Raw genomic sequence first — 25,195 nt, 5'->3', positions numbered from 1 at the left:
ATGCGAGTGGAACGTTTCAGCCGCGCCAGCTATTTCATGGTGGCGCTTGCGCTGTTTTTCTTCGTCTATGGGCCCCCGTTGCGGCTATTGCCCGTCAACGTGTCAACCCTGGTTGGGGTAATAGCTTGGGGTTTTATCCTGCGCGATCCGCAGTTGCTGGCGCATATCAGGACGATCAAGCTCGAGTTGATGCTGCTGTGCCTGATCATCATGTATTCGGTCGTCCTGTCGATGCGGGGAGGTGACGTCGGATTGATGTTCGCCCCGGTGACAATCCTATTGTTCAATATCCCTTTTTGTGTCTGGATATCGACGATCATCGTGCGGATGGGCCATGCCGAGGGCGTCGTGCCGTCGCGCAAGCTGTTTGGGATGCTGATCTCGATTGGCATCATTTCAGCGGTATTGTCGGTATTGCTGGCCCTGTCTCCGGAGGCGGGGGAGTTCGTCAAATTCCAGGTAATGAAGTACGACGACGTCCTAATGGAATTCCAGTCGCATCGTGCTTTTGGTCTTGCTGACGAGTTGTTGTTTTCGTTCTCGCTGGTGCAAGGCGTCATCGCGATCTATCTGCTTCGGGTTTATGGAATCCATGTGTGGTCGCTGGTCGCCGTCCTGTTGCTGCTTGCGTCGTGTGCGCTCAATGCCAGGATTGGCTTGTTGATGATCGTGGTAATTCCGTTTGCGGTACGTTGGAGCGCCGCCCGGTTGCTGGTGGTCGCCGTATTGCTGGCCGGACTAGGCACCTTTTTCAGCGTTTCCGAGCATCCCACCGTGGTCCTGATCGCCGAGCAGTCTTCTTATTTGGTCAGGGAACTGGGCGAAGCGCTCAGTGGCGACATCGGCGGCACCGTGTTCGAGGCACTGCTCAACGACATGTTTTTCCTGCCTTCGGAAGGTTGGGAGTTGTTATTTGGAAGCGGTGAGAACTTATTTTTGGATAATTCCAAGAATAGCGATTCCGGTTATGTAATCATGCTGGGTTACGGTGGCCTGATATACCTTACGCTGGTGCTGCTCTTTGTATTCGCCTGCGTGGTACGAAAAACCTCCAGGCGGCAGAATTCGTTTTATATGTGGGTCCTAGCCGGTACGTTTTTGGTGGCAAATGTGAAAGGCCTATTTTTCGCGGCAAAGCCGGGAATGCACCTTTTCCTCCTGGTGCATATCTTCTTCGTCATCGAAGCCCGGTTGACCTGGTTGAAAGCACATCAGCCGCCGGCCGTTGCAGGAACTTTTAGCAGAGTTTTATGAAATTTCATTTTGTTGGCGGAATTTTTCCGCCGAGCCAGCAAGCGTTGATCCAGGAATCCTCGATTGGCGTGATCCAGAACGCCGCCAATGCGTTCCAGCTCAATCTGCTGGCCGGATTCGACGAGGTATGCGGGGGCATCGAGGTACTGAACCTGCCGTTCATCGGTTCATATCCAAAACGGTTCACCAGGGCGGCAATGCCGGCATGTACGGATCGCGTGTTCAAGAATACGCGCGTCAGCGGTATCGGCTTTTCGAACTGGCCAGTGTGGAAACAGGTATCGCGCTTTCTCTCCTTGCGTGCCGCACTGCGGCGCAAGGAGTGGAGGGAAGGAGATTGCTGCGTCATTTATTCGATGCACCTGCCGTTCGTGGCCGCCGTCAGCATGGCCAAACGCCGCAACCCCGGCATGAAGATCTGCCTGATCGTGCCGGATATGCCGGAATTCATGTCCGAAAACCCGGGGTTCCTGTACCGCTCGTACAAGGCGATCGAGGGCGGGTTACTGGACTATTTCCGGCGCCGCGTCGATTGCTACGTGCTGCTCACGGCTGCCATGGCGTCGAAACTGGGCGCCAGGCCCGAACAGTATGTGGTGGTCGAAGGCATCGCTTCGGTGGCGCATGGCGCGGCGCAGGCGCGCGCCGCAGGAGAGCCGCTATCGGTCTGCTATACCGGGACCCTTGCCGGTCGCTACGGCATCCGTGACCTGGTCGATGCGTTCCGCGCGATTGAGCGCAGCGATATCCGGCTCTGGATTTGTGGCGACGGTGACGCGCGCGATTACGTGCTCAAGGCGGCGGCGAGCGACAACCGGATCACCTACTTCGGACAGATGGGACATGCGGAGGTGCTGGCGCTGCAGCAGAGTTCCACCGTGCTGATCAATCCACGGGGCGCCGAGGGCGAATACACCAAGTATTCGTTTCCTTCGAAGGTGCTGGAATACATGTCGTCCGGGCGTCCAACCATCATCCACAGGCTGGAAGGGATACCGGAAGAATATTACGAATACTGTTTCTGTACCGGCCAGCCCGGTGCCGCAGGCTTGAAGTCAAGTCTGGAGCAGGTTATCGCGGCGGATCCGGCAGTGCTGGATTCAGTCGGGTTGAAAGCGCAGGAGTTCGTGCGCAACAAAAAATCGTCCGCACTTCAGGTGCGGAAAATCGTTGAATTAGTTAGCGGAGGCTTGAGTGCTTAAAGGTGTTTTGTTGATTACTGGCGGTACCGGCTCGTTCGGTAATGCCGTGCTGGACAGATTTCTCAACACGGGTATCGAAGAGATTCGTATCTTCAGCCGCGATGAGAAAAAGCAGGATGACATGCGCAAGCGTTATAACCATCCGAAGGTCAAGTTCTATATCGGCGACGTGCGCGATTCCCGTAGCGTGGCGGCCGCCATGCGCGGCGTCGACTATGTCTTCCATGCTGCGGCGCTCAAGCAGGTACCTTCGTGCGAGTTCCACCCGATGCAGGCGGTGCGCACCAACGTCATGGGCACCGAAAACGTGCTGGACGCGGCGATCGCGGCCGGCGTCAAGCGGGTCGTGTGCCTGAGCACCGACAAGGCCGTGTATCCAATCAATGCCATGGGTATCAGTAAGGCGATGATGGAAAAGGTCATGGTCGCGGCGAGCCGCAACCTGGAAGGCACCGGCACCGTCATCTGTGGCACCCGTTACGGCAATGTCATGGCGTCCCGTGGTTCGGTGATCCCGCTATTCGTCGACCAGGTGCTGAAGGGCAAGCCGATCACGGTGACGGACCCGACCATGACTCGCTTCATGATGACGCTCGAAGATGCAGTAGAGCTGGTGCTGTACGCGTTCCAGCACGGCGATAATGGCGACATTTTCGTCCAGAAGGCGCCTGCGGCCACGGTGGCGATCCTGACCCGCGCCATCCTCGAACTGATGGACAAGCCGAATCACGAAGTACGTGAAATCGGCACCCGCCATGGCGAGAAGCTGTACGAAGCGCTGCTGAGCCGTGAAGAAATGGCCTGCGCCGAAGACCTGGGCGACTACTACCGTGTCCCGCCGGACGGCCGCGACCTGAACTACGCGAAATTCGTCGATCAGGGCGAGCAGCGCCTGACCGAAAGCACGCATCGCGAGGAATACCATTCCCACAACACGCAACAGCTCGACGTCGAAGGCATGAAAGCCTTGCTGCTCAAGCTGGACTTCATGCAACGCGTCGTTAGCGGCGAGCGTCGCGGGCTGCAGGACTGATCGGCATGCGTATCGTTATCACCGGCGCCGACGGCTTCATCGGCAAGAACCTGGGCGTGCGCCTGGCTGAGTTGGGCCACAAGGATGTGGTCGGCATTACCCGTGCAACGCCGGAAACGGCATTACAGGACGCACTGCGGACGGCCGACTTCGTATTCCACGTAGCAGGCGTGAACCGTCCGCTCGATCCGAGCGAATTTGCGGACGGCAACGCTGGCCTGACCGCGACCGTATGCACCGCGCTGGCTGCCGCCGGACGCAAGGCGACGGTCGTGCTGACCTCGTCCACCCAGGCCACGTCCGACAACCCGTACGGCGCGAGCAAACTCGGCGCCGAGGACGCAGTGCGTACCTACGCAACCGCGACCGGCGCTGTGGCGCATGTGTTCAGGTTACCGAACGTGTTTGGCAAGTGGGCGCGCCCGAACTACAACTCGGCGGTAGCGACTTTCTGCCATAACATCGCGCGCGGACTCGACATCAGCGTACGCGATCCGGCCGCCCCCCTGCACCTGGTCTACATCGACGATGTGCTCAAGGCGTTTGTCGCGTGCCTGCCGACCGAGTCCGCTCCGGCGCCCGCCGCCACGCCCCAGCTCGAACCGGTGTACAACACCACGGTCGGCGAGGTTGCCGAGGCACTGCGCGGGTTTGCCTCCAGCCGCACCAGCCTCGTTTCGCCGCGGGTCGGTACCGGTTTGACTCGGGCGCTGTACAGCACCTACATCAGCTATCTACCGCCCGAGCTGTTCGCGTATGAGGTGCCGATGTACACGGACCCGCGCGGCACTTTTGTGGAAATGCTGAAGACGCCCGATTGCGGGCAGTTTTCCTTCTTCACGGCCGCCCCCGGCGTGACCCGTGGCGAGCATTATCACCACACCAAGACCGAGAAGTTCCTCGTCATCCGCGGCACTGCGCATTTTGGCTTCCGCCAGATTGCCACCGGCGAATACTACGAGCTGACCAGCTCGGGCGCTAAGGCCGAGATCGTGGAAACCGTTCCGGGATGGACCCACAACATTACCAATGTTGGCGAGGACGAATTGATCGTGATGCTGTGGGCGAACGAGATTTTCGATCGTCAGAATCCCGATACAATCGCAATGAAAGTCAAGCAATGAAGAAGCTGAAAGTTATGACGGTCGTCGGCACGCGGCCGGAGATCATCCGCCTGTCGCGCGTTCTTGCGCGGCTCGACGAATACTGCGACCACGTACTGGTGCATACCGGCCAGAACTACGATTACGAGCTGAACCAGGTCTTCTTCGACGACCTCGGTATCCGCAAGCCTGACCATTTCCTCAACAGCGCAGCCGATGCCACTAGTGCCGCGCAGACCATCGGCAACCTGATCATCGGTGTCGATCGCGTGCTGACCGAGGTGCAACCGGAAGCGCTGCTGGTGCTGGGCGACACGAACAGCTGCCTGGCGGTGATCCCCGCCAAGCGCCGCAAAATCCCGATCTTCCACATGGAAGCTGGTAATCGCTGCTTCGACCAGCGCGTTCCGGAGGAAACCAACCGCCGCATCGTCGACCATACGGCGGATGTCAACTTGACCTACAGCACGATCGCCCGCGATTACCTGCTGCGTGAAGGCTTGCCGCCGGATCTGGTGATCAAGACCGGCAGTCCGATGCTGGAGGTGCTGACCCATTACCGCAGCCAGATCGACCGTTCCGACGTGCTGTCGAAGCTCGAGCTCACGGCCGACGAGTATTTCGTCGTCAGCGCCCACCGCGAAGAGAACATCGAGTCGGCCCAGTCGTTCGGCAAGCTGGTCAAGGTGCTCAACGCGGTAGCCGAAGACCACGGCCTGCCGGTGATCGTCTCGACCCATCCGCGCACCCAGAATCGCATCAATGCCACCGGCGCCACGTTCCATCCGCTGGTGCGGCTGCTCAAGCCCCTGGGTTTCCACGATTATGTGAAGCTCCAGATGAGCGCACGTGCGGTCCTCTCCGACAGCGGCACCATCAATGAGGAGTCGTCGGTCCTGAACTTCCCTGCGCTGAACCTGCGCGAGGCGCACGAACGGCCCGAGGGAATGGAAGAAGCCGCGGTGATGATGGTGGGTGTCGAAGTCGACCGGGTACGCCAGGGCCTGGCCCTGCTCGCAGGCCAGCCGCGCGGCGACCAGCGCCTGTTGCGCCAGGTTGCCGACTACAGCATGCCCAACGTGTCGGACAAGGTCGTGCGCATCATCCACAGCTATACCGACTATGTGAACCGCGTGGTCTGGAAAAAATACTGACCGGTGGACAGCCCGGCCGCCGGGCTGCCTGCGGCAGGCGAGTAAAAGTTTTTATAATTGCAAGGAGACGCTTTGATTTTAGTGACTGGTGGCGCGGGGTTCATCGGCGGAAATTTTGTCCTGGACTGGCTGGCGCATTCGGATGAGCCGATCGTCAACCTGGACAAACTTACCTATGCGGGCAACCTCGGTACGCTGGGTTCGCTTGCAAAGGATCCGCGGCATATCTTCGTCGAAGGCGATATCGGCGACAGGCAGCTGGTGGGCGACCTGCTCGTACGCTATCGTCCACGCGCGGTGCTCAATTTCGCCGCGGAATCGCACGTCGACCGTTCGATCAACGGGCCGGGCGAGTTCATCCAGACGAATGTGGTCGGCACCTTCAATCTGCTCGAGTCCGTGCGCCAGTACTGGACGGCGCTCGGGGAATCCGAGCGCGCCGGCTTCCGTTTCCTGCATGTGTCGACCGACGAGGTCTATGGCTCGCTGGAGCGGGACGACCCGCCCTTCAGGGAGACCAATGCATACCAGCCGAACAGTCCCTACAGCGCGAGCAAGGCGGCAAGCGACCACCTGGTGCGTGCCTGGCACCATACCTATGGCCTGCCGGTGCTCACGACGAATTGCAGCAATAACTATGGCCCGTATCACTTCCCCGAAAAACTGATACCGCTGTGCATCCTGAACGCATTGGCCGGCAAGCCGCTGCCGATCTACGGCGACGGCAAGCAGGTGCGCGACTGGCTGTACGTCACGGACCATTGCCGCGCTATCGCGCGGGTGCTGGCGCAAGGACAGGTCGGCCAGACGTACAACGTCGGCGGCTGGAACGAGAAAACCAATCTCGAGGTGGTGACGACGATCTGCGAAGTGCTCGACGGGCTCGCTCCGCGCGCTGACGGTGAACCGTATGCAAACCAGATCACGTTCGTGCAGGACCGGCCCGGCCACGATCGGCGCTATGCCATCGACGCCACTAAGGTCGCCGCGGAACTTGAGTGGCAGCCTGCCGAGACCTTCGACACGGGCATCAGGAAGACCATTGCCTGGTACCTGGCCAACCAGGACTGGGTCGAGAACGTCGTCAGCGGCACCTATCGCGCCTGGATCGCCGACCAGTACGGGCATTGACCGGCAAAGGCCGCTAACCGCAGGCGGCGGGCGCAGGCCTGGCCTGCACCCGTCCCCCTTTTGGGCGACGGCACATGAATTGACATTTAGGCTCAGCAGGATCGAATCAACATGAACAAGCTCCAACGCAAAGGAATCATCCTGGCAGGAGGGTCGGGCACTAGGCTGTATCCGGTTACGCAAGTGGTATCGAAGCAGTTGATGCCGGTGTACGACAAGCCGATGATCTATTATCCGCTCAGCACCCTGATGCTGTCCGGCATACGCGACATCCTGATTATTTCGACGCCGCAGGACGCGCCGCGCTTCGCCGAGTTGCTGGGTGATGGACAGCAGTGGGGCCTGAATATCGAATACGCGGTCCAGCCCAGTCCGGATGGACTGGCGCAGGCGTTTACGATCGGTAAACAATTCCTCGGCAACCATCCTAGTGCCTTGATCCTGGGCGATAACATTTTCTACGGTGGCGAACTCGTAAAGCAGCTCCAGAATGCGAACGCCGAGCCCGAGGGAGCTACGATTTTCGCCTACCACGTGCACGACCCGGAGCGCTACGGCGTCGTAGAATTCGACCAGCACCAGAAGGTGCTGTCGATCGAGGAAAAGCCGGCGGTACCGCGCTCCCATTTTGCCGTGACTGGACTGTATTTCTACGATAACCAGGTGGTCGACGTCGCTGCCCAAGTGCGGCCGTCGGCGCGTGGTGAAGTGGAAATCACCGATGTAAACCGTCACTATCTCGAGCGTAGCGAGCTCAACGTGCAAATCATGGGGCGTGGCATCGCCTGGCTCGATACGGGCACTCACGAATCGTTGCTGGAAGCGGCTCAGTTCATCGGTACCTTGCAAAAGCGCCAGGGCCTGATGGTTGCCTGTCCCGAAGAGATTGCCTACCGCATGAAGTGGATATCCGCCGAGCACCTGGAACGCCTGGCTGACCCGTTGCGGAAAAACGGCTACGGACGTTATCTGCTCAACATTCTTGCCGAGATCAGGATGTTGCCTGGGCGGTAAATGCTCCTTCAGCTAAGACTGTCAGTCCAGTATGGGGTACATGAGTAGAAAAGAGGCGGATGTTGCGAATATTGTTATTGACCCAGTGGTTTGATCCCGAACCCACTTTCAAAGGCCTGCTGTTTGCGCGCAGGCTACAGGATCTTGGCCACGAGGTTGAGGTGATCACAGGCTTCCCCAACTACCCGGGCGGGAAGCTGTATCCGGGATTCCGCCAGAAATGGCTGAGCAAGAGCGTCGTCGATGGAGTCAAGCTGACGCGTGTACCGCTCTACACCAGCCACAGCAGCTCGGCAATCGGCCGGGTTTTCAATTATGTCAGCTTCCTGTTGACGTCATGCGCCTACGGCGTCTTTGGCGCAGCACGAGCCGACATGATTTATGTGTATCACCCGCCCATCACGACAGGGGTTTCGGCGGCGATAATCGGTTTTTTCCGCGGCACCCCGTTCGTGCTCGATATCCAGGATTTGTGGCCGGACACGCTGAAATCCACCGGCATGCTGAATAACGAGAAACTGCTGGCCGTTGCCGGAAAAATTTGCAGCTGGACCTACAAACGTGCGGCGCACCTGGTCGTGCTGTCCTCAGGATTTCGCCGGGCCTTGCTGGAGCGTGGCGTGCCGGGTAACCAGGTCTCGGTAATTCCGAATTGGTGTGACGAAGGGGCCCTGAACGAGCAGTCGCCGGCGTCGCCGGATACGGCGTATATGGATGGGTTCTTCAATATCGTCTTCGCAGGTAATATGGGCAAGGCTCAGGCGCTCGAACCGGTGCTTCGGGCGGCACAACAGGCGTGGGAGATGGATCGCTCGATCCAGTTGGTATTGGTCGGTGGCGGGGTCGAGGTCGATGCATTGAAAACAACGGCCCGACAACTCGGCATGCGGAATGTGAAATTCGTGCCGCGGGTGCCGATGAACCAGGTGGGGGCGATCCTCAAGCGCGCCGATGCGCTGCTGGTGCACCTGAAGGACGACCCCCTGTTCGCTATTACGATCCCATCCAAGACGCAGGCGTATATGGCGGTCGGCAAGCCTTTGCTGATGGCCGTGCGGGGCGATGCGGCCGATATGGTGGTCGAGGCCAGGGCAGGGATCACGGCCACGCCGGAAAATGTCGAATCGCTCGCCACCGCGATGCTACATCTCGCACGGTTGCCGCCCGCGGAGCGCGAGGAAATGGGACGCAATGGCGCCCACTATTATGCGAGCACATTATCGCTCGAAGCGGGGACAAGGAAGTTTTCAGACCTGTTTATTGCACTAAACAAGAAAAAGTGATTGATCGATGCTTAAGCGTATGTTTGATTTCGCGGTTGCCTTTACCCTGCTCATGGTCCTGCTGCCAGTGGTACTTGTCGTTGCAGTACTGGTGCGAATATTTTTGGGCTCACCTGTGTTGTTCGTGCAGCAGCGGCCGGGCCTGAATGGTCGCGGTTTTCACATCTACAAATTCCGCACCATGCTCGATGCGCGCTGCGCAAACGGCGAACTGCTCGACGATGCCGCACGGCTGACGTCCTTCGGCCGCTTGCTGCGCACGACCAGTCTCGACGAACTACCGCAGCTGTTGAATGTCTTGAAAGGCGATATCAGCCTGGTCGGGCCGCGGCCCCTGCTGACCGAATATCTTCCGCTCTACACGACCGAGCAGGCGCGCAGGCACGAGGTTCGGCCTGGCATTACCGGCTGGGCCCAGGTCAACGGACGCAATGCCATCAGCTGGGACGAAAAGCTTGACCTCGACGTATGGTACGTCGAACATCGCTCGTTCTGGCTCGACCTGAAAATACTTGCGCTCACCGCGAAGAAGGTTTTTCTCAGGGCCGACATCAACGCGGTCGGCGACGCCACCGTCAGCAAATTCGAAGGATCGAAAAGATGAACGCCCAAAGGCCGCTGATTATCGCCGGTACGAAAATACTGCCCTGGCCACCTGAAACCGTGTGACCACTCACCCTAAATCACCTCATTTATGCTCAATACCGAATTTGCTCCCTGGCCCAGTTTCACGAACGAGGAGGCCGAGGCCGTCAAGCACGTCCTGCTGTCTAACCGGGTCAATTATTGGACCGGCACTCAGTGCCGGGAATTTGAACAGGAATTTGCGCTGTGGGCGGGCGCTGCCCACGCCGTCGCGCTCTCCAACGGCACCCTGGCGCTGGATGTTGCCCTGAAGGCACTCGGCGTCGGTGCCGGCGATGAAGTGATCGTCACCTCGCGCACCTTCATGGCCTCGGCCAGCTGCATCGTCAACGCGGGCGCGATTCCGGTGTTTGCGGACGTCGATCGGGAAACCCAGAACATTACCGCCGACACCATCGCGGCAGTGCTGAGCAAGCGTACCAAGGCGGTCATCTGCGTCCACCTGGCAGGCTTGCCATGCGACATGGATCCGATCATGGCATTGGCTGCCAAGCATGGCTTTTTCGTCATCGAGGACTGCGCCCAGGCGCACGGCGCTCGCTATAAAGACCGCATGGTCGGCAGCATCGGCCACGTCGGCGCCTGGTCGTTCTGCCAGGACAAGATCATGACGACCGGTGGGGAAGGGGGCATGGTGACGACAAACGACCGCGCCCTGTGGGCGGCCATGTGGTCGTACAAGGACCACGGCAAGTCATGGGAGGCGGTGTACGAACGCAAGCATGCCCCGGGATTCCGGTGGGTGCACGAATCGATCGGTACCAACTGGCGCATGCTGGAAATGCAGGCGGTATTGGGCCGGATCCAGCTCGTTAGGATGCCTGGTTGGATCGCGCAGCGCCAGGCGAACGCCGCGCGCATCGCGGCCGCCTGCGAACGCTACGCCGCCGTGCGCGTACCCGGCGTGCCAGAGGGAGTCACCCACGCTTTCTACAAATTCTATGTATTCGTCGAGCCAGCCAGGTTGGCTGCAGGGTGGTCGCGCGACCGCATCATCGACGAAATCAACAAGCGTGGGGTACCGTGCCAGCAGGGCACCTGCTCCGAGGTGTATCTGGAAAAGGCCTTCGACCGAGTGCCGGGCCGTCCCGCCCATCGGCTTCCGGTTGCGAAGGAACTCGGCGAAACGAGCATCATGTTCCTGGTGCATCCGACACTCACGACCGAGGATCTGGATCGTACGTGCGCCGCGATCGAGGCGGTGCTGGCCGCGGCATCGGACAGGCCGAAGCAGCCTGCTGCAGGCCAGTCCGCACCGGGAGCGGCGAACTACGCCAGCTGATCCAGCCCGTGCGCCGCTACCGCGGGGTCCGGCATAAAAAAGGCTCTCGGCGTCGAACCTGGTTCGACACCGTGAGCCTTTTCTTTTATTCGCAGTAACGCCGGCGTATGCCCGGCGCACGCTGCTGGCCGCGGCTTAAATCAGCATTCCGCCGTCGACGCCGATAACCTGGCCGGTGACATAGGACGAGAGGTCGCTTGCCAGGAACAGCGCGACATTGGCGACATCGGTCGGCTGCCCTGCGTATCCCATCTTGACCGAGTCTACACGCTCTTTGTACTTTTCGGGGCCGATCGAGCGTGCCATGTCTGTTTCGATAAACCCCGGCGCGATCGCGTTCACGCGAATCGCCTTGCCCGCCAGTTCCTTGGAGAGCGACTTGGTGATGCCGATGACCGCAGCCTTGCTGCCTGCATAGACCGCCTGCCCGACATTGCCGGTCGTACCGATGATCGAGCTGATGTTTATGATCGATCCCCCACCCGATCTTGCGATCAGCCGGCTGGCATACTGCGAGCAGTAAAGCACGCCGAACGTATTGACGCCGAAAGTGCGTTCGATCTGGTCACGGGTCACCATGTCGATCAACGCGTCGTCCAGGACGCCTGCGTTCGAAACGAGAATATTCAGGGACCGGTATTTTTTGAACACGAACTGGAATGCATCGCGAACGCTTTTTGGATCGGCCACATCGCAAGCCTGGGCGTCGATCTGCGCGTCGGGTACGCTGGTGCGCACTTGCTCGCATGCCGCCAGTAGTGCTTCGATATTGCGGCCCATCATCACGACCTTGGCTCCGGCACGGGCAAACTCAGTTGCTGTTGCCAGGCCAATGCCGCGGCCGGCGCCTGTAATGACAGCCACCTTGTCTTGCAGCATTCGAGAAATAGTCATTGTTTACTCCTGTTGTTATGAGCGATCCATCCGGTTATCGACCACGATGTACTGGCCTCGGACTGAAACGATTTTTTTATCGCCTACCGATTGTTTGACTGCGCTGTGCGCGTCCACTACGCATCCGCTACCCATTGCGACTTTCGGGAAAAGCGTTGCGCGCGTCCCGAGGAAGCATCGCTCGCCGAGAGACGCGTCGCCGCTCAAGGCGCTGAAAGGCGAAAGAACGGAGTGGGCCCCGACGGAGGCGCCGTGGCCGATGCTGCAAAACACGTTGATCGCGACATTGTCGCCCACGGTCGCGCCGGCATTGACGACGCAGCTCGGGCCGACGATGGTGCCCTTGCCCAAGGTGGCGGTGGGCGACACCCACGCGCTTGGGTGGGTATAGGTCCATGGCTGCAAGCCGCGCTCCGCCATTACATTGGCCAGTTTCATGCGGTTTGTGGCGTTACCCAGCGCAATTACGACGACTTCATCGCCTGCCGGTTGGTAGTCCCGAATCGGACCAAGATATTGTGCGCCGGGCGTTTTGCGCATCAGTTCACAATGCGCGCTGTCGTCCAATACCCCCCCGAGAAGATATCCAGGAAGCCGGCCCGCCGAGATGTCGGCCTGAATATATCCGTAAAGTTCAAGACCAAAGCCACCGCCGCCCACGATCAGGACACGTTTCATTTTGCCCCCTGCGCGCAGAGCGAAAACAGTGTGGGAATTAATATTGCAGCCATCTGGCACCTCAGGGAAACGAAATACGACGAGTGAAGAAAACGATCAGATCGGTGCCATCCCAGACCGGATCAAAGGCCAGGGCCTGGCCGATCGGTGCCACGCGGTCCAGCGCGCGCGCCGGCAGGGCATCGAGCAGTGCGGAAATCTCGATGTGGGAGAAACCGTACACGGCGAGCGTTTGTTCCTTGTCGCTTAACTGGGATCCCAGCTCATCCAGGGAGTGGAAGCGCTGTTCGAGGAACAGGCCATTGCCGCAATGCAGTTCTTTGATCGTGCCGGAAATCGGCGCCTCTAGGTTCAGCAGCGCGGGAAATCCCATGTGTGCCGCATCCACCTGGGGACGAGCCAGCTCGGCCGCGGCCAGTTCGAAAGCCGCACCCAGCCGGGCCATCTCCATCGCCGGCGTGTTTTCCGGGTTCCGCCTCATCACCTCCTGACGGACGGCCTGCCAGAACCGCTGGTGGGCAGCGTCGGTGGCGTCGGCGCCACCGATCCACGTCAGCAACCTTGGGGAAGAGCACGCCTGCTGGGCGAACCAGAACGTATCGTTATAGAAGTCGGCGGCCAGCCTGGCGATCTCGGCGTCGGATGCGTCGAGAATGCTTTGGCTCTTGATGGCCGCGACCGAAAAGCGGTCGGGGAAGCAGATCTCGGTGGCAGTCGGGCGCAGCGGGATTGCGCGGATGGTGGCGACGGTAGCGTCGCCGCCCCACACCACGCGGACCATGCACCGAAGCGATATTGCACGTGTGATCGCGTCGTCGTGCGGGTAGGTCAACAGAACAAAGCGGCCGGCCACGGCCGCGCCGACTTCTTCCTGCAGGACCGAACCCAGGATCTCGATCAGGAAACCCAGCTGGGGGCTCAGCTTTTGTGAAACCCGGACGAAATTAGTGTTGCCCGCCAAAAGCGACAGCAGCCACGAGTACATGAAGACCGAATCCACATTGGCGGGAGCCAAATGGAACACCAGTCCTCGTCCGACGACGCGCGCGTTCGACAGGTCGGCCGGATACTTCCGTGCCAGGTCGCGCAGGCGTGCCGCACGGAACCAGTGTCCGAGTGCTGCCAATTCGGGGAACTGGCGAACCTGCGGATGGGTCAACAAGTGCTGCGAGAAACGCGCGACAAAGTCGACCGCACGTGGATCGAACGGCTTCCAGGGTAGAAGGGCGGAGCTGCGCTCCAGGACAAGGTCCAGTGGCTCGGAAGAGTCAGCCCCTAAAAAAAAAGTAATCTGGTTCATGGCATTACTCGCGTATCGCTGCAGCCGCGCATTTCAACCTGGGGCAGGCGGCCGGTGACGGTGAAGTGGCGTCCGGGACGTCCGCAGGCACAGTCGTCTTCGCCGTGCAGGGTGCCCATGTCTTCGGTGAGCAGCGAGTGCCCGGGGTAGCTGGTCGGTAAGGCACTCAACACCTGCACCACTCCTGGTTGGTTGACCGGCAAGGGAGCTAGGGTGATCGGGTCGCGAATGATGACGTCGGCGAACACCGGGGCATGCAAATGACCGTGCTCGCACTCCATGAAGATGGAGCCAACTTGCTCCACCATGCCGTAATAGTTGAATACCCGGTCGATACCCAGCTGTTCGCGCAGTCCGCTCTTGAAGGTCTCGTTATCGACTTTCTGGTCGAGCAGGCGCTTCCAGCCTCCGCCATGGATCAAGGTACTGCCCGGGCCGAAGTTGAACCGCCGGCCAGCCTGTCTGGCTTGCTGGTACAGCTCTTTCCATATGACGAAAGTGAAACCGAATGCGAGCACCGGTGTTCCCCGGTGCTGTTCCAGGAACTGCTCCAGCCCCTCCGCGTCGAGTGCCAGTTCGCCGTTCAGGCAATAGTGGTGATTTCGCCCGAAGACAGAAAAGCCGAGGATGCCTGCCGCACGGGCATTGAAGCGGCTACGGTCCTTCATCAGGTCGGGACTGTCAATGATGAGCATCGGCAGCCGCTTCTTCCCGAGAAAGGAGGCCATGATGGCGGCGAGCACGCGCGTTTGCCGCATCGACGTTTCGCGATCCAGGTAAATGCGCGACACCGCCTGGCCGGTAGTCCCGCTCGAGGTCAGCGTCTTGACGACCTGGCTTTTGGGCACACTGGCCAATTCAAGGGTCTTGAACAAGCGCACCGGCAGGAAGGGCACGTCTTCACGCGCCGTGGCCGGACCGGCGCCAAACATGCGCTCTCGCATGTGACGGTACGGGGCACAATGCTCGGTGTGCCAGGACGTCAGTTCGTTGAGTGAAGCGAGAAGCAGGGCCTGCTTATCTGCGGCAGTCAGGCCGAACGGTTGAGCCAGGTCGAAAGGCAGGGCCGGCGCGGCGTCTAGTGCGGAGGCGGGCGACTCTCCTTGTATAGTTGGATTCATGCGTCTGCCATTAAAGCGGTATAGTCTTTTTTTCCGGTCGGTAGCAGTGGAAGGCGCTCCACCGTGCGGAGACGGCACAGGGAATGATGGATGCCGTAGCGGGTAGCCACGAGCTGTTTTGCCGTGTCCGGCAATGCCGGATCTTCTGTTTCGAGACAGATGATCAGTCGTTCGTCACGTCCGCCGACGGAAACCGGTATCTGCAGTTCCTTTTGCAACAGCGCCTCGACCTCGTCGAGACCGATGCGGTTGCCTGCCAGCTTGACGAAGCGTTTGAGACGTCCGGTGACGTAGAAAAAGCCTTCGTCATCCTGGCGCCCCAGGTCCCCGGTCCGAAGGATGCCGCCGAGCTCGTCAGCCAGGGCCAGGTCGGCGCGCTCCAGCGCGTAGCCCATCATGACGTTAGGGCCGTGGTAGACAATCTCGCCACTGCCGGGATCGAGCATCAGCTGCCCGTTCGGGATCGCGACGCCGATCGACCCCACTTTTTCCAACAGGCGTTCCGGCGGGACGTAGCTGATGCGGGCGGTGGCTTCAGTTTGTCCATACATGACAAAGAACTTCCAGCTACGCTCCAGCGCGATTTTTCCGAATGCCTGGGTAAGGCGATCGTCGAGACGGCCTCCGGCTTGCGTCAGCGTCCGAAGCGAGGGCAGGTCCTGGTTGTGGAAGCCTGTGCGGTACAGCATCTGATACACATAAGGAACGCCTGCGATGGACGACACCTCGTGCCGGCGTATCACGCTGACAAAATCAGGGCTCATGACGCTGACATCGCGCAACACCAAGACCGCACGGCAGGTAAGGTGACTGTTGATCACCGACAGGCCGTAAGAGTAATAGGGGGGCAGGACGGTGAGGGCGCGGTCGGAGGCGCCGATGCCGAGGTATCCGGCGATCGAACTTGCATTTTCCTGCAGTGCCTCGTACGACAGGCGTACAAGTTTCGGGCTCCCCGTGCTGCCGGAGGTACTGAGCAGCAGCGCCAATCCAGGCGCCAGTTCTGTCGCCCGCCCGGATGTGCGGCAGCTGATCAGCAGGCCGCTCCCCGGCAACGGCTCGCCGCCCACCGATGCGCCCATGACCCAGTTGGGTTGATAGCGCGAGATCAGCGAATCGGTCAGGTCGGTCGCTAGGTTGTCGGGTAAAAGCAGGGGGACGTGGCCAGCACGAAGGCAGGCCAGGTAGGCCACCAGACTGGATAGCGTATTGGTCATGAACAGCACGCCCAACTGGCGCGATCCGCGGGCCATCAGGCCTTCTGCGGCTGCATCGACCCGGCGATTCAAAACCCCGTAGCTGATGTGCTGGTCGTTCTCGTCAATGACCGCAAGCGAAGAGTCGCCTGGGCAGTTATTCCAGAAATTCATTTAGGAAGGGGGAAACAACTACAAGTATTTAGCGACGATGCTCTTCGCTTTTTCGAAACTGCTCATGTCGATCACATCTTCCGCATCGATCATGATGTCAAAACCTTCCTCGATTGCGGCGATCAGCGCCATGTGGGCAATCGAATCCCATTGCGGCGTTTCACCATAGCGCAACGAATCGACGACGTCCGTGATTTTGATATCGAGGCTTTGGGAGAAGATCTCGCGAAGTTTTTGTTCCATTGTGTTCTTTCTGTTCGGGTAGGTTCCGAATTGTCGATATGGGTTGAAAGGGGAAATGAGGTTCCGATGGTAAGCACTTACGCAATTCTCGTTCGACGGTCGCTTCATCGGGGAAGCTCTTTGCTTACTGACACAACCCGTCTAGGCGCAAGGTTAGGAGGGTGAATAACAATTCTGACGCACCAAGAGATGTGCTTCCCTGTTCGGGCTGTCGGCCATCCAAGCGGTGTCTTATTCAAAACCGCTAATTTTACGCGCTGTGCTCGGCTGGCGTACACACCAAGCCGAAAATATTTCTTGCCGGACTCAGCATGCGGCGGACAAGCTGTCTGATCTTGCGTTGTATTTTCCAGACAGCCGAGCCATTCGTCGGGTCATCCGCCGAGCAGTACTGGCAAGGTATGCTCGGGCGTGTCGACAGCGGTGCAAGCGTTGGCGCCTCTGGCGGCTTCGCGACGGTCGCTGCCTTCAGGTACCGATGGCATCGCACGCGTAAAAATCAGGCGAGTGCCCCAAGCACGGGTTCGTCGTCGAACTGCTGGGCACTAACCGGGCCGGAGCGCTTCCACAGATGGTCATCGATTGCCGACGACGGCGTGAATTCGGGCACCATCTTGCGGAGCTGATTCCGAATTGCGTGGTGGTCACCCCGTTGGCATGCCTCGTCCAGCTGCTTGAGCATCAGCTCAAGGAACGGCCAAGCGATTTCAGCTTCCTGGGCGCGCATGATCAATGGGTGCTCCGTACCGGTGACGTTGTCCCCAATCAGGAGCTCTTCATATAATTTTTCTCCGGGGCGCAAACCGATGAACCGCAACTCAATACCTTCCGGCGCACTGGCCGAGCGCACCGCATGACCGCTGAGGTTGATCATCTTCTTGGCCAGATCGGCAATCTTGACCGGGTTACCCATGTCGAGGACGAAGACATCTCCACCTTGACCCATCGACCCGGCTTGCAACACCAATTGCGCCGCCTCCGGAATTGTCATGAAATAGCGGGTAATTTCCGGGTGGGTCAAGGTGACGGGGCCGCCGCTGGCAATCTGGCGACGGAACAGCGGCACCACCGAACCAGACGACCCCAGTACGTTACCGAATCGCACCATGCAGAAACGGGTAGACCCATGCTGGCGCGCGAATGCCTGCAGGATCAGTTCGGCCAGGCGCTTGGTGGAGCCCATGACGTTGGTTGGGCGCACCGCTTTATCGGTCGATACCAGCACGAAGCAGTTTACTTTGGCGGCCACTGCTGCGCGTGCGAAATTGAGCGTGCCGAACACGTTGTTTCTGATGCCTTCGATCGGGTTTTGTTCAACCAGAGGCACGTGCTTGTAAGCGGCTGCATGGTAGACGGTCTCGACCTTGAATTTCTCGAAAATGTTGCGCGACTTATCATAGTCCATGACCGATCCCATGAAGGGAACGAGTTCGATGTCGGTTCCGCTCGCTGCGACGATAGAACGCAACTCCTCGTCGATCGCGTAGAGCGCATATTCAGACAGCTCGAGCATGATCAGCCGGCGCGGCGCGAGTTTGACGATTTGCCGACACAGCTCCGAGCCGATCGACCCGCCAGCACCGCTGACGACGATAGATTTCCCCGTAATGCACACCGATAACAGCGCATCGTTAGGGGATACGGGGTCACGGCTCAACAGATCCTCAATTTCGATCTCGCGAACGTCGTCGACGCGGGACAGGCCGCGGACGAGATGACCCATCGGCGGGATCACCTTTACCTTGACCTTCAATTGCGTCAGCCGGTCGACGATTTCACGCTGTTCCGCACGCGACAACGAAGGCATCGCCAGCAGGACGGCCGTCACCTCATGTGAGCTGATCAAAGGCGCGAGCTTGCTCGATGGATAAACCTTGATGCCTGCAATGGTCGTTCCCTGCAGTTGGCGATTGTCATCGATAAAAATCACGGGCGCGTATTCGTCGCCTGCAGCCAGTGCATTGGCAAGTTGAACGCCGGCGTCGCCTGCACCGTAGATTGCAACCACCCTACGGCTGACGCCGCGACGCTCGACCATGAAAAAGCCGCGTGCAATGAAACGGCTGGCCAACAAATACAGAATCAAGTTGGCGCAATAGATGATGAATGGGGTCGCGGATAACCGGGGCACCCCAACGGCATAAGCAATTGCGGCTAGCATCGATACCGACACCAGGGCAGCGAAAACGGCGGTGAGCACGATTCGATGATCAATGTAGCGAATGATGGCTCGATACAGGCCGACGCGTATAAACACGGGCACCGAAACAATCGGTGCCGCCATCACGAGCATGAGATAGTGCTGCAGTCCGATAGTGGTGTCGGCGCCAAAATGCAGGGCGAGCGCAGCGACGAAGAGCGCGGGAGCGCAGACCAAGTCGGCTAACGCTGCAATTGCTTGCTTTTGAATACGAGAAAGACCCAGAAACTTATTTTTCATTTTTTTGCGAAGAAGACGCCAGTGTTTCCGCGACTGTCGGCGTTTATAACTGATCGATCCAAATGAGATCGAACCAAAAAACGTATTGTGCCAGATCAATATGATGAACTTTCTCACCAACTGTAACGCTTGCGTACGAATAGCAGCAGAACGCTATGACGATCCGGTCCGAGGCCTCATTCGGGCAAGAAAAGTCGTTTAACGGAGCAGGGCAGGTGCTGCGCTAATGGCCATCGGTGCAGCGGGACGCTATCTTACACCGTCGAGATCGTCCGATCATCTACATGTTGTTATATGGCATCATTTCATAGCAAAAATAATTGAACAGCCTGCAGTCGGATCGCAATGAGGCAGAAAGGCGGTACCTTGGTGTGCTAAACTTCCCGTTTTTTTAATTGTCGGGTTGGCAAAAAGCAACACTCGGCGCTGTTTCGCTTCTTTAGGCATTCTTACGTGTTGACGGTCTTTCGAAATTCAATTAAGTACTCATGGTGCGGCGCTGTCGCGCTGAGTGCGGCGAGCGTATTTGCAGCAACGCCGTCTGGGCAAGGCCAATCGGGTTATGTAAACATGCCTAGTGCATCGGTGGAATCCGAAGGCACTATCTCGTTTGGTTACGGCTACGACCAGCCGTACGGGAATGTCTGGGTCAGCGCCACGGTACTACCGTTCCTGCAAATGACGGGCCGGTACGTATCGATTACCGGAATTCCCGGGTTCACTAATGTCAGCGGGGAATACGGGAGCAATTACGGACGCTACAAGGACAAGGTGGTCGACCTGAAACTGCGCCTGTGGCAAGAGAAGGAGTGGTTGCCGTCGGTTGCAGTCGGGAAGACGGACCTGCTGGGAACGGAACTCTTCAGCGGCAATTATGTGGTGGTGACTAAGACGTTTGGGCAGGCGCGTAATCTCGAGGCGAGCGTTGGCTTGGGGCGGAGGCGGGCAAAAGGTGTGTTCGCCGGCGTGCGCTGGGCGCCTGTTTCGGTGCCGGGCTTGGCTCTGGTAGCCGAATACGACGCAAATGATTACAAGAATGATTATCGTGCAAGCGAGACTGCGGCAGGCAGACGGTCGCCAGGGCCGGCGGTCGCCGTGGAATATCGCTGGGGCTGGCTCGGCGCGCAGATCGCCCGTCACCGCGATCACTTCAGTGCGAATACCTACGTGAGCATTCCGTTCTCGGAGCGCGAGTTTCTCCCGAAACTGCTGGAGCCGGCACCGTTCCAGCCCAAGAATCCGCCAGCCCGTGTCAGCGCCGCAGAATGGCAGGCGGACGCGCGCCATGGCGCCCAGCTGGTGCAGGCCCTGGCCAAGCAGAATTTCCGGAACGTCCGGGTCGAGCTCGACAGCGGCACGCTGAAGCTGACGCTGACGAACAACCGTATTTCCAATCTCGGCCGTGCGGTGGGGCGTGCCACGCGCACGGCGCTGGCGTTCGCACCGCAGGGGACGCACTCGATCCACGTTACCTATACGCGGCTCGAGCAGCCTGTCGCGACCTACGAATTCTTCGACCTGAAGCGGCTGACCGATTACCTGACCGGCATCGTCAGCCGCGACGCCTTCCTGCAGACGGTGCTGGTACGGTACGCGACGCCGGCCGACAAGCTGGCCGATAACCAGCCGGGCCTGGCCTCCGCGATCCGGGACGACGATGCAAAGCTGAACGTGCGCGTCAATCACGAAGGCGAAATGGTCCAGCTGCGCTCGGAAGACCGCGAAGCGACCCGCTTCCGCCTTGCGCCTCGGGCATCGTTCTTCTTCAATGATCCGAGCGGCGCCCTGCGTTATGAGCTCGCCGCCGTGTCCAACTATGACAAGCGCCTCGGTGAGGGCTTTTACTTCAATAGCGCATTCAAGCTGAACCTGTTCGAAAACGTGTCGGGCGTAACGCAGCCGTCGAACAGCGTCCTGCCGCACGTGCGCACCGACATCGCGGAATACAAACGCAGCAGCCGTTTCAAGCTCAACCGTGCGCTGCTGAACAAATACATGACCCTCGACGAGCGCCTCTATGCACGCGTCTCCGGCGGTCTCTACGAAGAAATGTACCGCGGTGTCGGAGGCCAGGTGTTATACCTGCCGAAAGATACCCGCTGGGCGGCGGACCTCTCCGTCGATGCACTCGAGCAGCGCGGCTTCAAGGGGTGGTTCGACAAGCGCGATTACCGCACCGTCACCGCACTCGGCGCCTTGCACTACCGTTTACCGTATGACACGACCGTTACGGCCAGGGCAGGACGTTTTCTTGCCAAGGACGAAGGGGTGCGCCTTGAGTTCAAGCGCCGCTTCCGTTCGGGTGTCGAAATCGGCGCGTGGTACACCAAAACCAACGGCAAGGACATCACGAATCCCGGTTCGCCAACCGACCCCTACAACGACAAAGGGGTGTTCCTCTCTGTCCCGCTCAACATCATGCTGCTGTCGGACACGCAGTCGAGCGCTGGTTTCGCCCTTTCGCCGTGGACGCGCGACGTCGGCCAGATGGTTAGCGGTCCGGGCGACTTGTACGAAATCATGGAAGACGCGCGGCGCGACCTCAGTACCGTCGACGGCCTGGGTAACTTCGCAGAGCGCAAGGACGAACAGAACCACCCGGCGGTCAACCCGCCGGTGCGCACGATGCCGATTCCCTGGGCGGAATTCCGCTGGCGCCTGGAGCAGTCGGCGTCGACTTCCCCGACCCTGCCGCAATGGGCGAAAGGGTCGATTCTTGCCGGTGGCGCCGTGCTGGCGGGCGCAGCGCTCGACAGGCCGGTCGATCGGTTCGTCAGCAAGCACCAGGATAGCCGGGCCATGGATGCCTGGGGCAATGTCGGGAAGGCCACGCCCGTCGCACTGGCCGGTGCAGCCGGCGCCGCGGTGGCCTTCGGCGACGCGCGCATGCAAAACATCGGCATCATTTCGCTGCAGTCGATTGCCGCTTCGGCCGGTGTGTCGATGGTCACCAAGCGCCTCGTGCAGCGTGCACGTCCGCTCGAAGAGCAGGGGACCTGGAGCCGGACCGCGAACCGAGGGGACGCCTCGTTCCCGTCCAATCACGCGGCGGTCGCGTTTGCCGCCGTCACCCCGTTCGCCCAGGAATACGACGCGCCATGGTTGTACGGGCTGGCCGCGGTAAGCTCGATGGGCCGCGTTGCAGATCGACAGCACTGGGTATCGGACGTCGTCGCCGGCGGCGTCGTGGGGTATGCGATCGGCAGCTGGTTGTGGCAAGCGCAGCGCGACGATTCCAGGTCGCAGTTTGCGGTGATGCCAGGCGCAAAATCACTCAGCGTGAGCTGGAGCACCGCTTACTGATCGAGGCATGCAGTCAAGGCCGCACGGGTGCTCCGTGCGGACCTCTGCAAGAGCGCAATCGCAGCCGTCAAACGCCAGGAAACCGGCGCGTTCGAATTGCCGGATGCGCGCATCGGGACCGACGCCGGCTGCGCGGCCGCGTCCGCCATCACCTTCACTACCTTCTCTCGTCCAAACAAAAAGGCCTGGTTCCTGTTTAGTACAGGAACCAGGCCTTGAGCGCTTGGCAAAACCCGCGTGTCGAACTTGACCGGCTCGGGTTTCGTCGCCGCTCCATCCATCACCATCCACGGGCACCAGGCCCGCAGGGATTAGTGGTGGGTGGTGGCTGCGTGGTGCGTGGTGGTCGAGTCGTCGTCGTTGCCGGCAACGATAGCGGCGGTTGCAGCGATAGCGACGCCGACAGCAACCAGGGCACCGGTCGACAGGCCGGTAGCGGCCGACAGGCTAGCCATAGGACCGGTAGCTGCTGGAGCGGCAGCTGCAGGTGCAGTGGTTGCCGGTGCGGCTGGGGTTTCGGTGGTTTGTGCAAAGGCTTGTGCCGAGACCAGGCTCAGGGCAGCGCTCAGGGCGAGAATCTTTTTCATGTGTTTGTCCTTATCTACGATTAAACAAAATCTGACGAGTGCAATAGTTGCTTCATGATTATATCAACTAAAAGTCGACTTTCTTGGAAAAAAGAAATCTTCGTTGTTTCCGGCGCATAGAGCGGCGGAAAGCGGCGGGGGCGGGACAGATGATTTGCAGCCTGCACCACCGCATAAGAAGATAAATTGAATCTGGAGGCGCGGCAGCCAGCGATGCCGATAATCATTCGGCAGATTAACTGCGTATCATCCGGTTGGAGGTTGCGCGATCGGCCGCCGCAAAACGGTAGTGGCGAATCCGGACCAGCGGCCCTCGCTCCTGCGCTGTTAGGCTTGATGTCAGCGCTAACGCCATTACATCATTCGACAGGTCCTAGCGACCAGGCGCCCCCAGTCCATGACGAGGGCCGCAGGCAAACTCCGGTCCACCAGGCGCGACCGACGACCCGATGGTTCGGAGCGCAATGCTGGTATAGGACCCAAATTCGAACCCCGGTATCGGCGAGGACTCGGTCCGATAGTGCAATACCGTCGGCCACGGATATCAACAATTAATATGACTAATGGGTAGCGGTAGCTAGAAACCACCTATAAATAATGCAGGGAAACCAGTCTGGATAAGGGGAAATTAAATTAAGACGCGTTTAGCATCGAAAGTGTAACGGGATGTAAAAGTGTAAGCATAAAGCGTCGTGGAAATACGTCAAAAACTGTAACAAAGTGTCCCGAAAGCTTAGGTAAACTGCCAGAAATTTTCCTCCAAAGATCATGGCGGTCCCGATGGGATAGAAAAATACCTTTCAATATCAAGCAGTTACGCTGTAAATATACGAGATATGCGCAATGTTGCACTGCAGCGCGCACGGCTGGGCAGATTGCTGCTTTCTCAACAGAAATGCTATAGAATCTGGCGCTCATTGTAGTCATCTTGGATCTCGTGGAAACCCAATTCATTGCCTTCGAAATCGGCTTGACGGTATCGCTGGTGTGTTCCTTGCTGCTGGTCGCGACAACGCGCTGGCACGGCCGGTTCACGCTGGATGCGACGCGTGGTATTCAGAAATTCCATAGCGTACCCACGCCCCGCATCGGCGGCCTGGCCATCATGCTCGGATTGATCTTTGCCTGCGCCTTCACCAGTCCGGCGCAGCAGGATCTGCTTGCGCCTTTATTGGCCGCGGCGGCTCCCGCGTTCCTGTTCGGTATTGCCGAGGACATGACGCGCCGCGTCTCCGTCGGCGCGCGTTTGATTGCCACCATGGCCAGCGGCGTCGCTTGCTGGGCCCTGACCGGTGTGAGCATTAAGTCCACTGGTGTCCCATTGCTCGATCCGGCACTGGCCTGGCTGCCCTTCTCGGTCCTGTTCACGGCGTTCGCTGTCGGCGGCCTCGCCAATGCGGTTAACATCATCGACGGTTTCAACGGCCTTGCCAGCGGCACGGTCGTCATCGGTCTGCTGGCGCTCGGTTTTATCGCCCTCAATTCGAACGACCCCCAACTGGCCACGCTGTGCTTCACGGTGTGCGCCGTCACAGTCGGCTTCTTCCTCGTGAACTTCCCCTTCGGTAAGCTCTTCTTGGGCGATGGCGGCGCCTACCTGCTCGGCTTCCTGCTGGCATGGCTGGCAGTAACCCTGGTCAACCGCAATCCGGACGTGTCGCCCTGGGCGCCTCTGCTGGCCTGTGCCTATCCGATTTACGAAACCGTGTTCACCATCGTGCGCCGCCTCTGGTGCCGCCGCCATCCGGGCCGCCCGGACAGCTGTCACTTGCACAGCCTGGTGAAAATCGCGATCGCCGGCCGTTACTTCCGCAGGTTCAGCGCGCCAATGCGCAATGCGCTGGTTTCGCCTTTTTCCTGGTTCCTGGCCGCCGTACCGGCCTTGCTGGCGGTACGCTTCCCAGCGGATTCCAGCGCATTGGTGCAGGCAACCCTGGCCAGCTTCGGCCTCTACCTGGCCTTTTACTGGTACGTAGCGTCTGCTTCCCGCGCGCGCCGCCGCCGTGCCACGCGGCCGGCGCCGCGCAGCGCCGCCCTCGACGAGGTCGTCGACACCGCATCGTTGCAGGCCTGAGCCGCGCGTTCAGTCGGCAATGCACGCTCGAGGTGCTTTCGAGGATCAGCCTCGGGTACCTTGAGACGTGGACCCGGGGCCACC

General features: G+C 59.6%; 21 protein-coding genes. 12 read left to right on the top strand and 9 right to left on the bottom strand.

Translation table 11 applies throughout. The annotated features are described in order from the left end of the window. Nucleotides 1–6 precede the first annotated feature (6 nt). The 10 genes from ACFPAH_RS05420 (at nucleotide 7) to ACFPAH_RS05375 (ending at nucleotide 11,101) form a co-directional block, all read left to right on the top strand. The gene (locus tag ACFPAH_RS05420) at nucleotides 7–1,254 is read left to right on the top strand and encodes a hypothetical protein (RefSeq protein ID WP_379741802.1); all 1,248 of its coding nucleotides are present in this window, start codon (nucleotides 7–9) and stop codon (nucleotides 1,252–1,254) included. Beyond that, nucleotides 1,251–2,456, top strand: coding sequence for a glycosyltransferase (locus ACFPAH_RS05415; RefSeq protein ID WP_379741799.1), 1,206 nt, complete (start codon nucleotides 1,251–1,253; stop codon nucleotides 2,454–2,456). Before ACFPAH_RS05420 ends, ACFPAH_RS05415 begins: the two co-directional genes overlap by 4 nt. Then, a complete protein-coding gene (locus ACFPAH_RS05410; protein WP_379741796.1) occupies nucleotides 2,449–3,489 on the top strand; it encodes a polysaccharide biosynthesis protein in 1,041 nt (346 codons plus the stop codon). Before ACFPAH_RS05415 ends, ACFPAH_RS05410 begins: the two co-directional genes overlap by 8 nt. Before the next feature lie 5 nt (nucleotides 3,490–3,494). After that, on the top strand, nucleotides 3,495–4,613 hold the full coding sequence (gene wbjC / locus ACFPAH_RS05405) for a UDP-2-acetamido-2,6-beta-L-arabino-hexul-4-ose reductase (RefSeq protein WP_379741793.1): 1,119 nt from the start codon (nucleotides 3,495–3,497) through the stop codon (nucleotides 4,611–4,613). Next, nucleotides 4,610–5,746 (top strand): non-hydrolyzing UDP-N-acetylglucosamine 2-epimerase, encoded by a 1,137-nt coding sequence (gene wecB, locus ACFPAH_RS05400; protein WP_379741790.1) that lies wholly within the window; start codon nucleotides 4,610–4,612, stop codon nucleotides 5,744–5,746. Before wbjC ends, wecB begins: the two co-directional genes overlap by 4 nt. Before the next feature lie 72 nt (nucleotides 5,747–5,818). Further along, entirely contained in the window at nucleotides 5,819–6,877 is a 1,059-nt protein-coding gene (gene rfbB, locus ACFPAH_RS05395) for a dTDP-glucose 4,6-dehydratase (RefSeq protein ID WP_379741787.1), read from the top strand. A gap of 111 nt (nucleotides 6,878–6,988) precedes the next feature. Further along, entirely contained in the window at nucleotides 6,989–7,891 is a 903-nt protein-coding gene (rfbA, locus tag ACFPAH_RS05390) for a glucose-1-phosphate thymidylyltransferase RfbA (protein WP_379741784.1), read from the top strand. Between the two features lie 77 nt (nucleotides 7,892–7,968). After that, complete coding sequence (locus tag ACFPAH_RS05385) at nucleotides 7,969–9,174, top strand: glycosyltransferase family 4 protein (protein WP_379741781.1); 1,206 nt, start codon at nucleotides 7,969–7,971, stop codon at nucleotides 9,172–9,174. A gap of 7 nt (nucleotides 9,175–9,181) precedes the next feature. Further along, nucleotides 9,182–9,778 (top strand): sugar transferase, encoded by a 597-nt coding sequence (locus ACFPAH_RS05380; RefSeq protein ID WP_379741777.1) that lies wholly within the window; start codon nucleotides 9,182–9,184, stop codon nucleotides 9,776–9,778. Nucleotides 9,779–9,868: 90 nt separating this feature from the next. Then, complete coding sequence (locus tag ACFPAH_RS05375; RefSeq protein ID WP_379741774.1) at nucleotides 9,869–11,101, top strand: DegT/DnrJ/EryC1/StrS family aminotransferase; 1,233 nt, start codon at nucleotides 9,869–9,871, stop codon at nucleotides 11,099–11,101. A gap of 135 nt (nucleotides 11,102–11,236) precedes the next feature. Here ACFPAH_RS05375 and ACFPAH_RS05370 read toward each other — a convergent pair whose 3' ends face one another. The 7 genes from ACFPAH_RS05370 to ACFPAH_RS05340 all read right to left on the bottom strand — a co-directional run bounded on the left by ACFPAH_RS05370 (nucleotide 11,237) and on the right by ACFPAH_RS05340 (nucleotide 19,147). Further along, entirely contained in the window at nucleotides 11,237–11,995 is a 759-nt protein-coding gene (locus ACFPAH_RS05370) for an SDR family NAD(P)-dependent oxidoreductase (RefSeq protein WP_379741771.1), read from the bottom strand. A 15-nt stretch (nucleotides 11,996–12,010) separates the two neighbouring features. After that, a complete protein-coding gene (locus ACFPAH_RS05365; RefSeq protein WP_379741768.1) occupies nucleotides 12,011–12,673 on the bottom strand; it encodes an acetyltransferase in 663 nt (220 codons plus the stop codon). A 61-nt stretch (nucleotides 12,674–12,734) separates the two neighbouring features. After that, nucleotides 12,735–13,973: an acyl-CoA reductase gene (locus tag ACFPAH_RS05360; RefSeq protein ID WP_379741765.1), complete on the bottom strand. Its 1,239-nt coding sequence runs from the start codon at nucleotides 13,971–13,973 to the stop codon at nucleotides 12,735–12,737. After that, the gene (locus ACFPAH_RS05355; RefSeq protein WP_379741762.1) at nucleotides 13,970–15,094 is read right to left on the bottom strand and encodes an acyl-protein synthetase; all 1,125 of its coding nucleotides are present in this window, start codon (nucleotides 15,092–15,094) and stop codon (nucleotides 13,970–13,972) included. Before ACFPAH_RS05355 ends, ACFPAH_RS05360 begins: the two co-directional genes overlap by 4 nt. Beyond that, nucleotides 15,091–16,464: an AMP-binding protein gene (locus tag ACFPAH_RS05350; protein ID WP_379741759.1), complete on the bottom strand. Its 1,374-nt coding sequence runs from the start codon at nucleotides 16,462–16,464 to the stop codon at nucleotides 15,091–15,093. Before ACFPAH_RS05350 ends, ACFPAH_RS05355 begins: the two co-directional genes overlap by 4 nt. A gap of 18 nt (nucleotides 16,465–16,482) precedes the next feature. After that, on the bottom strand, nucleotides 16,483–16,707 hold the full coding sequence (locus ACFPAH_RS05345) for an acyl carrier protein (RefSeq protein WP_379741757.1): 225 nt from the start codon (nucleotides 16,705–16,707) through the stop codon (nucleotides 16,483–16,485). Nucleotides 16,708–17,206: 499 nt separating this feature from the next. After that, the gene (locus tag ACFPAH_RS05340; RefSeq protein WP_379741754.1) at nucleotides 17,207–19,147 is read right to left on the bottom strand and encodes a polysaccharide biosynthesis protein; all 1,941 of its coding nucleotides are present in this window, start codon (nucleotides 19,145–19,147) and stop codon (nucleotides 17,207–17,209) included. Nucleotides 19,148–19,600: 453 nt separating this feature from the next. Between ACFPAH_RS05340 and ACFPAH_RS05335 the strand changes: the two genes are divergently transcribed. Then, nucleotides 19,601–22,450, top strand: coding sequence for a YjbH domain-containing protein (locus tag ACFPAH_RS05335; RefSeq protein WP_379741751.1), 2,850 nt, complete (start codon nucleotides 19,601–19,603; stop codon nucleotides 22,448–22,450). A gap of 311 nt (nucleotides 22,451–22,761) precedes the next feature. On the opposite strand, the gene ACFPAH_RS05330 is transcribed toward ACFPAH_RS05335, so the two are convergent. Continuing rightward, nucleotides 22,762–23,037 carry a hypothetical protein gene (locus tag ACFPAH_RS05330; RefSeq protein ID WP_379741748.1) on the bottom strand — a complete coding sequence of 92 codons (276 nt, stop codon included), beginning with the start codon at nucleotides 23,035–23,037 and terminating at the stop codon, nucleotides 22,762–22,764. A gap of 20 nt (nucleotides 23,038–23,057) precedes the next feature. Next, nucleotides 23,058–23,264, bottom strand: coding sequence for a hypothetical protein (locus tag ACFPAH_RS05325; RefSeq protein ID WP_379741746.1), 207 nt, complete (start codon nucleotides 23,262–23,264; stop codon nucleotides 23,058–23,060). Nucleotides 23,265–23,974: 710 nt separating this feature from the next. Between ACFPAH_RS05325 and ACFPAH_RS05320 the strand changes: the two genes are divergently transcribed. Beyond that, nucleotides 23,975–25,111, top strand: coding sequence for an MraY family glycosyltransferase (locus ACFPAH_RS05320; protein WP_379741743.1), 1,137 nt, complete (start codon nucleotides 23,975–23,977; stop codon nucleotides 25,109–25,111). Nucleotides 25,112–25,195 lie beyond the last annotated feature (84 nt).

The sequence above is a fragment of the Massilia sp. GCM10023247 genome (assembly GCF_042653325.1).
In the GTDB taxonomy this organism is placed as follows: Bacteria; Pseudomonadota; Gammaproteobacteria; order Burkholderiales; family Burkholderiaceae_D; genus Telluria.
This window is presented reverse-complemented; position numbering and strand designations above follow the sequence as displayed.

Bases quoted from the DNA above. Each gene is read 5' to 3' on its own strand.
- ACFPAH_RS05415 (WP_379741799.1), top strand. From the start codon at position 1,251: ATGAAATTTCATTTTGTTGGCGGAATTTTTCCGCCGAGCCAGCAAGCG.
- wbjC (WP_379741793.1), top strand. From the start codon at position 3,495: ATGCGTATCGTTATCACCGGCGCCGACGGCTTCATCGGCAAGAACCTG.
- wecB (WP_379741790.1), top strand. From the start codon at position 4,610: ATGAAGAAGCTGAAAGTTATGACGGTCGTCGGCACGCGGCCGGAGATC.
- rfbA (WP_379741784.1), top strand. From the start codon at position 6,989: ATGAACAAGCTCCAACGCAAAGGAATCATCCTGGCAGGAGGGTCGGGC.
- ACFPAH_RS05380 (WP_379741777.1), top strand. From the start codon at position 9,182: ATGCTTAAGCGTATGTTTGATTTCGCGGTTGCCTTTACCCTGCTCATG.
- ACFPAH_RS05375 (WP_379741774.1), top strand. From the start codon at position 9,869: ATGCTCAATACCGAATTTGCTCCCTGGCCCAGTTTCACGAACGAGGAG.
- ACFPAH_RS05370 (WP_379741771.1), bottom strand. From the start codon at position 11,995: ATGACTATTTCTCGAATGCTGCAAGACAAGGTGGCTGTCATTACAGGC.
- ACFPAH_RS05365 (WP_379741768.1), bottom strand. From the start codon at position 12,673: ATGAAACGTGTCCTGATCGTGGGCGGCGGTGGCTTTGGTCTTGAACTT.
- ACFPAH_RS05360 (WP_379741765.1), bottom strand. From the start codon at position 13,973: ATGAACCAGATTACTTTTTTTTTAGGGGCTGACTCTTCCGAGCCACTG.
- ACFPAH_RS05355 (WP_379741762.1), bottom strand. From the start codon at position 15,094: ATGAATCCAACTATACAAGGAGAGTCGCCCGCCTCCGCACTAGACGCC.
- ACFPAH_RS05350 (WP_379741759.1), bottom strand. From the start codon at position 16,464: ATGAATTTCTGGAATAACTGCCCAGGCGACTCTTCGCTTGCGGTCATT.
- ACFPAH_RS05345 (WP_379741757.1), bottom strand. From the start codon at position 16,707: ATGGAACAAAAACTTCGCGAGATCTTCTCCCAAAGCCTCGATATCAAA.
- ACFPAH_RS05340 (WP_379741754.1), bottom strand. From the start codon at position 19,147: ATGAAAAATAAGTTTCTGGGTCTTTCTCGTATTCAAAAGCAAGCAATT.
- ACFPAH_RS05330 (WP_379741748.1), bottom strand. From the start codon at position 23,037: ATGAAAAAGATTCTCGCCCTGAGCGCTGCCCTGAGCCTGGTCTCGGCA.
- ACFPAH_RS05325 (WP_379741746.1), bottom strand. From the start codon at position 23,264: ATGATTATCGGCATCGCTGGCTGCCGCGCCTCCAGATTCAATTTATCT.